This window comes from Nocardioides sp. P5_C9_2 (genome assembly GCF_054049555.1).
Genome location: NZ_JBFUMD010000123.1, coordinates 1 through 8,690 on the forward strand (window position 1 = coordinate 1; position 8,690 = coordinate 8,690).

Genomic DNA, 8,690 nt, shown 5'->3' on the forward strand with positions numbered 1-8,690 from the left:
CGCCTGAGTGGACCGGGTCGCCATGATCAGCCTGCACACCTCGCCGCTCGACCAGCCCGGGACGGGTGACGCGGGTGGCATGAACGTCTACGTCATCGAGCTGTCCCGGCGGCTGGCGCGTCAGGGCATCGCGGTCGACGTCTTCACCCGCGCCACGTCGTCGTCGCTGCCACCGGTGGTCGAGGTCCCCGGCACCGACGGCGCGGTCCTGGTGCGCCACGTCGCGGCGGGGCCCTTCGAGGGGCTGACCAAGGCCGAGCTGCCCGGCCAGCTGTGCACGTTCGCCCGGGAGGTGCTGCGCGCCGAGGCGGCCCACCCGCTCGGCCACTACGACGTCGTGCACTCCCACTACTGGCTCTCCGGGCAGGTGGGTGCGCTGGCGCGCGACCGCTGGCAGGTGCCGCTGGTGCACTCCATGCACACCATGGCCAAGGTCAAGAACGCCGCGCTCGCCGAGGGCGACACCCCCGAGCCGGCGGCGCGGCTGATCGGTGAGGAGCAGGTCGTCCAGGCCGCCGACCTGCTGGTCGCCAACACCGACCTCGAGGCCACCCAGCTCATCGACCTGTACGACGCCGACCCGACGCGCGTGGAGGTGATCCACCCGGGCGTCGACCTCGACGTCTTCCGGCCGATGGACCGCGCGCAGGCGCGGCGCGACCTCGACCTGCCGGCCGACGCGACCGTGCTGATGTTCGCCGGGCGCATCCAGCCGCTCAAGGCGCCCGACGTGCTGCTGCGGGCGGTCTCGGTGCTGCTCGACCAGGACCCGTCGCTGCGCTCGCGGCTCGTCGTCCCCGTCGTCGGCGGGCCGTCCGGCAGCGGGCTCGAGCATCCCGAGTCGCTCGCCCAGCTCTCCTACGAGCTCGGCCTCGACGGGGTCGTGCGGTTCGTCCCGCCGGTGGCCCAGGACGAGCTGGCCCGGTGGTGCGCCGCGTCCACGGCGGTCGCCGTGCCGTCGTACAACGAGTCGTTCGGCCTCGTCGCCGCCGAGGCGCAGGCGACCGGCACGCCCGTGGTCGCCGCCGCCGTGGGCGGCCTGACGACGGTGGTCGCGGACGGCCGCAGCGGGCTGCTCGTCGACGGTCACGAGCCGCGCGACTGGGCCGCCGCCCTGCGTCGGCTCATCGACGACCCGGCGCTGACCGCGCGCCTCGGCGAGGGTGCGCTGGCGCAGGCGCGGGAGTTCTCGTGGGAGCGCACGGCCGAGCGCACGGTCGGGGCCTACCGCGCGGCGCGCACGCTGATGCGTGATGAGATGACGGTGTGAGCCACCCCGACGTCGCCGACACCATCCGTGGCTACCTCGAGGGCAACGGGATCGAGCACGTCGAGGACCGGCCGGGCGTCTTCTCGCTGACCCTGCCGGGGGAGAAGAAGCTCCAGACGCCGGTCCGCCTCGACGTCGGCGAGCACGCGCTGGGGGTGCACGCCTTCGTGTGCCGCAACCCCGACGAGAACCACGCGCGCGTCTACCGCTGGCTGCTCGAGCGCAACCTGCGGATGTACGCCGTGGCCTTCGCCGTCGACCACACCGGCGACATCTACCTCGACGCCCGGCTGCCGTTGTCCGCGGTCACCGACGACGAGCTCGACCGCCTCCTCGGCTCCGTGCTCTCGCACGCCGACGAGTCCTTCAACGCCATCCTCGAGCTCGGCTTCGCGACCTCGATCCGCAAGGAGTGGGAGTGGCGGCTCTCCCGCGGGGAGTCGACCCGCAACCTCGACGCCTTCCGGGGCTGGCTCGAGGCCGGGACGGACCCGGACCCCGAGGCGGGGTCCTGAGCCGGTCCCGACCTGATGGCTCAGCCGACGCCACCGCTCGAGGTGGAGGTCAGCGACCCCACCCGGGTGGCCATGATGACCGCGTTGGGCAGCAGCCGGACCTGGCTCGCCGCGGGCGTGAGCACCCGGACGCCGACCGTGGTGGTCGCCGCGGTGAGCGTGAGGGCCGCCATGTTGGGGCACACCCACCCGCCGGCCGTCCCGCTGACCGTCACGAACGTGCTGTCCACGATCGCGGCGCCGATGAGCATCTGGCACTCGACGGTCCTGGGCGCGCCGGACGTGTCGTCGATGCCGATCTTGGAGACGACCGTGTAGTTGCCGGGGGCCAGCACGAGCTGCTTCACCCCGACCGTCGCTCCCGCCGCCTGAGGAGTGGGCAGGCCGTCACTGCGACGGACGGCGAAGGCGTTGCTGGGGCCGGGCACGCCCTGCACGCCCTGGGCGCCCTTGGGTCCGGTCTGTCCGCGCAGCGAGTCCTTCGCCTTCTTGGAGATGTCCTTGGTCTTGAGGGTCTTGTCCTTGATGTCGGCCGAGGTGATCGTGCCGTTGGCGATCTGCTTGCCGGTGATCTGGGAGGCCGCGTACRCCGTCCCTCCGACCGCCAGGCAGAGCACGAGAAGCGCTACCCCCATCTGTGGAGAGATGAGGGAGTGTCGCAGTCGCGACCAGTATGAAGTGTCCATCTTTCGACGGTCCGCCCCTGACCGTCGGGGGGCAATCGACACTCTGTGCTAGTCGCCTTTGCCGAAGCGATGCCCGCGGTCCTCAGACACGGGCGGTACGCCGCGCCAGCAGCACGCCCGCGATGCACAGCGCCCCGCCCACGAAGGACAGCAGCGGGGGCACCTCGGCGAGCAGCAGCCAGGCCATCAGGGCCGTCACGAACGGCACCAGGAAGGTCGACTGGGCGAACTTCCCGGCGTCCGCGTGGGACAGCGCGAAGGCCCAGGTGGTGAACGCGATCGCGCTCGGGAAGATGCCGAGGTAGACGATCCACCAGATCGTGTCGGCGCTCGCGTCGCCGACGACCCCGACCAGCTCACCGGACCACGGCAGGCAGACCGCGGCGCCCACGACGGCGTACCAGAAGGTGAGGTCGAGGGGACGGATGGTCGGCAGCAGCTTCTTCTGGGTGAGCACGCCGACGGCGAACGTCACGGCCGCGACCACCGCGAGGCGGACGCCGACGAGGTCGCCGTTGCCGCCGCTGGAGGTCGCGCGCCCGATCAGCACCACGCCGCCGAAGCCGACCGCCATGCCGGTCACCACCCAGCGGGTGAGTCGCTCGCCCAGGAAGAAGGTCGCCAGGAGGGCCACCAGGATCGGGCCGATCTGCACCAGCAGGGCCGCCGTGGCGGCGTCGATGCGCCGCTCGGACTCGTTGAGCGCGAGGTTGTAGACGCCGAACCAGCTCGCGCCGCCCGCGACGATGAGCGGCCACTCCCGCCGCGTCGGCAGCCGCGGGATGCGCCCGCGCATCAGCACCAGCAGGGCCAGCACCATGACGAGCAGCCGCGCCAGGCTGAGGCTGCCGGGGGGCACGCTCTCCCCGAGGTGGCGGATCCCGACGAACGCGCTCGCCCACAGCACCAGCGTGGTGGCCACGGCCGCGAGCGGGAGCCAGGTGCGGGTGGGGGCGGGGGAGACGTCGATGGTGGTGGTCACCGGTCAAGAGTACGGACGCCCATGACCGGCGCACATGCGGGTTTCGGACGTCGTACGACGAGATCCCGCCGGGACCTCACCACGAGGTCACAGGTCGAGCTTGTAGCCCAGCCCCCGCACGGTGACGAGGAACTTCGGCTCGCTCGGGTCCGGCTCGAGCTTGGCGCGCAGCCGCTTGACGTGCACGTCGAGGGTCTTGGTGTCGCCGACGTAGTCGGAGCCCCACACGCGGTCGATGAGCTGGCCGCGGGTGAGCACCCGGCCGGGGTTGCGCAGGAACATCTCGAGGAGCTCGAACTCCTTGAGCGGCAGCCGCTGCTCGGTGCCGTCCACGGTGACGACGTGGCGCTCGACGTCCATCCGGACCGGGCCGGCCTCCAGGGTGTCGGGCGCCAGGTCCGGCTCGGCGCCGCGGCGCAGCACGGCGCGGATGCGGGCGACGAGCTCCCGGGGCGAGTACGGCTTGGTGACGTAGTCGTCGGCGCCCAGCTCGAGCCCGACGACCTTGTCGACCTCGTCGTCCTTGGCGCTCACCATGATCACCGGCACGCTGGACGTCTGGCGGATCGCCCGGCAGACCTCCGTGCCGGGCAGGCCCGGGAGCATCAGGTCGAGGAGCACGATGTCGGCCCCGTTGCGCTCGAACTCGGTGAGCGCGCTGTTGCCGTCCGCGGCGATCGCCACCTCGTAGCCCTCCTTGCGGAGCATGTAGGCGAGCGCGTCGCTGTAGCTCTCTTCGTCCTCGACGACGAGTACCCGGGTCACGGGCGAACCTCCTGGGTTGTGTCCGCGACCGGTCGGTCGGGGACGGAACGGGACTGGGGCGTGGGGCGACCGGACGTGTCGCGCGGGGCGACCACCGTGACGGGCGCGGTGGGACCGGCGAGCCGGGTGCTCGACTGCGAGCTGAGGGGGAGGGTGAGGGTGAACGTGGAGCCCTGGCCCTCGACCGACCACACGCTGACGTCGCCTCCGTGGGTGGCGGCGACGTGCTTGACGATGGAGAGCCCGAGGCCGGTGCCGCCKGTGGAGCGGTGGCGTGCCGGGTCGACGCGGTAGAAGCGCTCGAAGATGCGGCCGATCTCCCGCGCGGGGATGCCGATGCCCTGGTCGACCACCGAGATCTGCGCGGTGTCGCCCATCGACCGGGTGCTCACGAGCACCCGGGAGCCCCCGTTGGAGTAGTGCACCGCGTTGGCCACCAGGTTGCTGACGGCGGCGCCGATCTGCTCCGCCGAGCCGAAGACCTCCAGGCCCTGGTCCCCGCGGGACACCAGGGTGATGTCCTTGGCGGCGGCGTCGATGGCGCTGTGGTCGACGGCGGCCGCCACCACGTCGTCGAGGCGCACCTGCACCGGCATCTCCAGCGGGTCGTCGCCCTGCAGGCGCGACAGCTCGATGATCTGCTGGACCAGCCGGGACAGCCGGTCGCTCTCGTGCAGCATCCGGCGGGCGAAGCGCTGCACGGCCTCGGGGTCGTCGGCCGCCTCGTCGACGGCCTCGGCGAGCAGCCGGATGGCGCCGACCGGCGTCTTGAGCTCGTGGCTGACGTTGGCCACGAAGTCGCGGCGCACGGCCTCGACCCGGCGCTCGCGGGTGCGGTCCTCCACCAGTGCCAGCACCAGCCGCGAGCCCAGGGGAGCGACCCGCGCGACGACGGTGCGGGCCGACGAGCGGTCCCCGGCCAGCTCCATCTCGGCCTCGCGGATCTGCCCGTCGCGGCGTACGACGTGGATCAGGTCGCGCAGGTCCTCGACGAGGACCTCGTTGCCGCGCACCAGCCCGAAGGCGTACGCCGGGGCGGAGGCCTTGAGGACGTGGTCCTCGGCGTCCACGACCACGGCCGAGGAGCGCAGGACCGACAGCACGGCGGCCACACCCGGCGGCACCAGGGGCTCCTCGACGTGCGGGACGCGGCGCTGCTGGTGGTCGCTGATGTGCCAGGCGAGCACGGCGCCACCGGCGACGATCGCTCCCATGACGGCTGCCAGCGCTGCCTGGGTCGTCGGGTCCACGGCTCGATCGTACGCACGTAGACCCCCCACGATCCGCCGCTGGACGCCTCGCAGCCAGTCCTGTGCCCACTGTTCACCACGCGTTCACCGCAGGCGGTCGGGAGGCCACGCCGGGCCACCTAGGCTGCGGTCCATGCGTGAGGCCTTCCAGGACCAGCTCGATGCCATCTTCACCGACCTCGCCGAGATCTGCGGCCAGGTGGAGGTGGCCGTACGCCGTGCGACCGAGGCGCTGCTCAGCGGCGACGCGGCCACCGCGGAGCAGGTCATCAGCGCCGACCAGGCGATCGACGACAACCGCGAGCGGATCGAGGACAACGCCTTCGCGCTCCTCTCCCTCCAGCAGCCCGTCGCCGGCGACCTGCGGATGATCGTGTCGGCCCTGCGGATGGTCAGCGAGCTCGAGCGGATGGGCGACCTCTCGGTCCACGTCGCCAAGATCGCCCGGCTGCGGGTGCCCAACGTGGCCGTGCCCGACGAGATCCGGCCGACCCTGGAGCGGATGGCCGACGTGGCCGAGGACATGGTCCGGCGGGTCCACGCGATCATCACCGAGCGGGACGTCGAGGCCGCCATCGAGCTCGGACGCGACGACGAGATCATGGACCAGCTGCGCCGCCGCTCGTTCGTGCAGCTGCTCAGCGACGACTGGTCGCACGGCGTCGAGGCGGCCGTCGACATCGCCCTGCTGGGCCGCTACTACGAGCGGATCGCCGACCACGCGGTCTCGGTGGCGAACCGGATCGTCTTCGTCGTCACCGGCCAGCAGGTCAGCCGCAACGGCGACTGACCGGCGTACGCCGGGGGCTCAGCGCCCCTGGTTGGCGACGGCGGCCGCGGCGGCGGCAGCCGCCTCGGGGTCGAGGTACTCGCCGCCCGGGACCGTGGGCGCCAGCGACTCGTCGAGGCGGTAGACCAGCGGCATGCCGGTGGGGATGTTGAGCCCGGCGATGTCCTCGTCGGAGATGCCGTCGAGGTGCTTGACCAGGGCGCGCAGGCTGTTGCCGTGCGCGGCGACGAGCACGGTCCTCCCGGCCTCGAGATCGGGCACGATCTCGGCCTCCCAGTAGGGCAGGAAGCGCGCGATGACGTCCTTGAGGCACTCGGTGCGCGGCATCTCCTCACCGAGGTGGGCGTAGCGGGGGTCGTCGACCTGGGAGAACTCGTCGTCGTCCGCGATGGGCGGCGGCGGGGTGTCGAAGGAGCGGCGCCAGAGCATGAACTGCTCCTCGCCGTACTCCTCGAGGGTCTGCTTCTTGTCCTTGCCCTGGAGTGCTCCGTAGTGGCGCTCGTTGAGGCGCCAGGAGCGCTTGACCGGGATCCAGTGCCGGTCGGCGGCGTCGAGGGACAGGTGCGCGGTGGTGATGGCGCGACGCTGCAGCGAGGTGTGCACGACGTCCGGGAGCAGCCCGGCCTCGACCAGCAGCTCCCCTCCGCGGACCGCCTCGGCGCGACCCTTGTCGGTGAGGTCGACGTCGACCCAGCCGGTGAAGAGGTTCTTGGCGTTCCACTCGCTCTCGCCGTGGCGGAGCAGGACGAGGGTGTACGTCATGGGTGGGTCTCCTCCGTGCGGGCGGGGATCACTGGCGGGCGGGGATCACTGGCGGGCGGTGGTCACTGGGTGGCGGACTCGGTGTCGCTCGGCTCGTCGGCGGGGGCCGGCTCTCCGTCGAGGCCCTCGAAGTAGCCGGCGTTGGGCACGACCGGGACCTCGACCGATGTGGTCTCGCCGTTGTCGAAGCCGAGCGAGACCTTGACGAAGTCACCGGCCTCGAACTCGCCGGTGAGGGTGAGGTCGGCGGGCGGGTCGGCGAGGTTGACCAGGGACCCGGGCGCGATCTCGATCGGCTCGAAGTCGGCCACCGTCAGGTCGCCGCCCTCGGTGGGGGTGATCTCCGTGAGGGACGCGGGCTCCGTGGTGGAGTTGTTGGACAGGGACGCGATGAAGGTGCCGGACCCGGGCTCGGTGGACACGACCACGGCGCCCAGCACGTCGACGTCACCGTCGCGGTTGTTGGCGCCGTTGGCGGGCGTGTAGTAGCGGTCGGTGGCCTTGTCGAACCCGCACGACGTCAGGGCCGGCGCGATGAGGGCCAGCGCGGCGGCGGTGAGCGCGAAGGAGCGTCGGAGCTGCATGGCGCACAGCGTAGCGTCGACTCAGGTCAGGCCGACGGCCTGCCCGACAACCAGCAGTGCGACGACCACGAGCCCCGTGAAGACGCCGGCCAGCACCAGGAGTCGAGGGGCCCCGGTGCGCAGCGCGATCCGCAGCGGGAGGTGGCGCCGGCCGTCCCGGTTGTCCGGGACGAGGCCCGGCAGGGCGCGCAGGACGTGCACCCCGACGCCGAGCAGAGCGGCCAGCACCGTCATCGCGACGGTCGGTGGCGTCCCGGTGCCCTGGCCGTTCCACCCGCCGTACGCCAGGTAGGCCGGGTAGAGGGCGAACTGGACCGCCCAGGGCAGCCAGGAGAGCACGCTGCCGCGCAGCACGCGGTTGGCGAGGACGCCCACGCCGACGGCGGCCAGGTAGCAGGCGCCCGCGACCGGGCCGGCGGAGATGGAGAGGGGTACGACGACCAGCACCGCGCAGATCAGCGTGAACCACACCGTGCCGGGGTCCAGCAGCCCCTGGGCGAGCGGCTTGCCCGGCAGGTCGTGGCGCGCGTCCCCCTCGCGGTCGACCAGGTCGTTGTCCCAGCCCTGGATGGACTGGCCCACCAGCACGGTGCCCACCACCAGCCCGACCTCGCGCAGCGGGCGACCGGCGAGGCCGGCCGCGGCGCCCATCCCGAGGGCCGTCAGCACGGCCTGTCGCGGGTGGGCGGCTCGCAGGAGCAGCACCGGCAGGCTGCGCGCGAGGGGGAAGCCGCGACGAGCGGGTCCGGCCTGGGTCGACATGCCCCGCAGTATCGACCAGACGGAGGACCGGCGCGGTCATCTGCGTCGGATTCGCCGAGCCGTCGACCGCCCCGACGCACCCCTCCGAAGGGGTGCCCGCACCATACGATCCAACGTCTGTCAAGCCCGCGCATGCCACCTGACCTGCACAAACGATGTCGGAGGTGTCGGGAACGCGTGTTAGACTGGTCACCTAGAAAGAGGGGTACAAGTACATGACTTTCACCGTCGGCGAAACGGTTGTCTACCCGAATCACGGGGCCGCAGTCATCGAGGACATCGAGATGCGGACCATCAAGGGCGAGGACCGTCAATACCTCGTAC

General features: G+C 72.0%; 11 protein-coding genes. 4 read left to right on the forward strand and 7 right to left on the reverse strand.

Annotated features, from left to right (window positions below):
* Positions 1-22: 22 nt before the first annotated feature.
* Together mshA and ACXJKL_RS08390 are read left to right on the forward strand one after the other, a co-directional pair.
* Positions 23-1,270: a D-inositol-3-phosphate glycosyltransferase gene (gene mshA, locus ACXJKL_RS08385; protein WP_457206605.1), complete on the forward strand. Its 1,248-nt coding sequence runs from the start codon at positions 23-25 to the stop codon at positions 1,268-1,270.
* Positions 1,267-1,785, forward strand: a complete 519-nt coding sequence (locus ACXJKL_RS08390; protein ID WP_457206606.1) for a YbjN domain-containing protein — start codon at positions 1,267-1,269, stop codon at positions 1,783-1,785. Before mshA ends, ACXJKL_RS08390 begins: the two co-directional genes overlap by 4 nt.
* Before the next feature lie 20 nt (positions 1,786-1,805).
* Here the strand turns inward: ACXJKL_RS08390 and ACXJKL_RS08395 are convergent, their stop codons facing one another.
* The 4 genes from ACXJKL_RS08395 to ACXJKL_RS08410 form a co-directional block, all read right to left on the reverse strand.
* The gene (locus tag ACXJKL_RS08395; protein WP_457206607.1) at positions 1,806-2,471 is read right to left on the reverse strand and encodes a hypothetical protein; all 666 of its coding nucleotides are present in this window, start codon (positions 2,469-2,471) and stop codon (positions 1,806-1,808) included.
* 82 nt (positions 2,472-2,553) lie between these two features.
* A complete protein-coding gene (locus ACXJKL_RS08400; protein WP_457206608.1) occupies positions 2,554-3,453 on the reverse strand; it encodes a DMT family transporter in 900 nt (299 codons plus the stop codon).
* A gap of 87 nt (positions 3,454-3,540) precedes the next feature.
* Positions 3,541-4,218: a response regulator gene (locus ACXJKL_RS08405; protein WP_457206609.1), complete on the reverse strand. Its 678-nt coding sequence runs from the start codon at positions 4,216-4,218 to the stop codon at positions 3,541-3,543.
* Entirely contained in the window at positions 4,215-5,468 is a 1,254-nt protein-coding gene (locus ACXJKL_RS08410; RefSeq protein ID WP_457206610.1) for a sensor histidine kinase, read from the reverse strand. Before ACXJKL_RS08410 ends, ACXJKL_RS08405 begins: the two co-directional genes overlap by 4 nt.
* 133 nt (positions 5,469-5,601) lie before the next feature.
* On the opposite strand from ACXJKL_RS08410, the gene phoU reads away from it, so the two are divergent.
* Entirely contained in the window at positions 5,602-6,258 is a 657-nt protein-coding gene (gene phoU / locus ACXJKL_RS08415; RefSeq protein WP_457206611.1) for a phosphate signaling complex protein PhoU, read from the forward strand.
* Between the two features lie 18 nt (positions 6,259-6,276).
* On the opposite strand, the gene ACXJKL_RS08420 is transcribed toward phoU, so the two are convergent.
* From ACXJKL_RS08420 to ACXJKL_RS08430, 3 genes are all read right to left on the reverse strand, one after another.
* Entirely contained in the window at positions 6,277-7,020 is a 744-nt protein-coding gene (locus tag ACXJKL_RS08420; RefSeq protein ID WP_457206612.1) for a phosphoglyceromutase, read from the reverse strand.
* Between the two features lie 62 nt (positions 7,021-7,082).
* Entirely contained in the window at positions 7,083-7,604 is a 522-nt protein-coding gene (locus ACXJKL_RS08425; RefSeq protein ID WP_457206613.1) for a hypothetical protein, read from the reverse strand.
* Positions 7,605-7,625: 21 nt separating this feature from the next.
* The gene (locus ACXJKL_RS08430) at positions 7,626-8,366 is read right to left on the reverse strand and encodes a UbiA family prenyltransferase (protein ID WP_457206614.1); all 741 of its coding nucleotides are present in this window, start codon (positions 8,364-8,366) and stop codon (positions 7,626-7,628) included.
* A 215-nt stretch (positions 8,367-8,581) separates the two neighbouring features.
* On the opposite strand from ACXJKL_RS08430, the gene ACXJKL_RS08435 reads away from it, so the two are divergent.
* A partial coding sequence (locus ACXJKL_RS08435; protein ID WP_457206615.1) for a CarD family transcriptional regulator occupies positions 8,582-8,690 on the forward strand: 109 nt, incomplete at its 3' end.

Excerpts from the sequence above, each read along its gene's own strand:
- ACXJKL_RS08425 (WP_457206613.1), bottom strand. The coding sequence starts at position 7,604 with ATGCAGCTCCGACGCTCCTTCGCGCTCACCGCCGCCGCGCTGGCCCTC.
- mshA (WP_457206605.1), top strand. The coding sequence starts at position 23 with ATGATCAGCCTGCACACCTCGCCGCTCGACCAGCCCGGGACGGGTGAC.
- phoU (WP_457206611.1), top strand. The coding sequence starts at position 5,602 with ATGCGTGAGGCCTTCCAGGACCAGCTCGATGCCATCTTCACCGACCTC.
- ACXJKL_RS08420 (WP_457206612.1), bottom strand. The coding sequence starts at position 7,020 with ATGACGTACACCCTCGTCCTGCTCCGCCACGGCGAGAGCGAGTGGAAC.
- ACXJKL_RS08430 (WP_457206614.1), bottom strand. The coding sequence starts at position 8,366 with ATGTCGACCCAGGCCGGACCCGCTCGTCGCGGCTTCCCCCTCGCGCGC.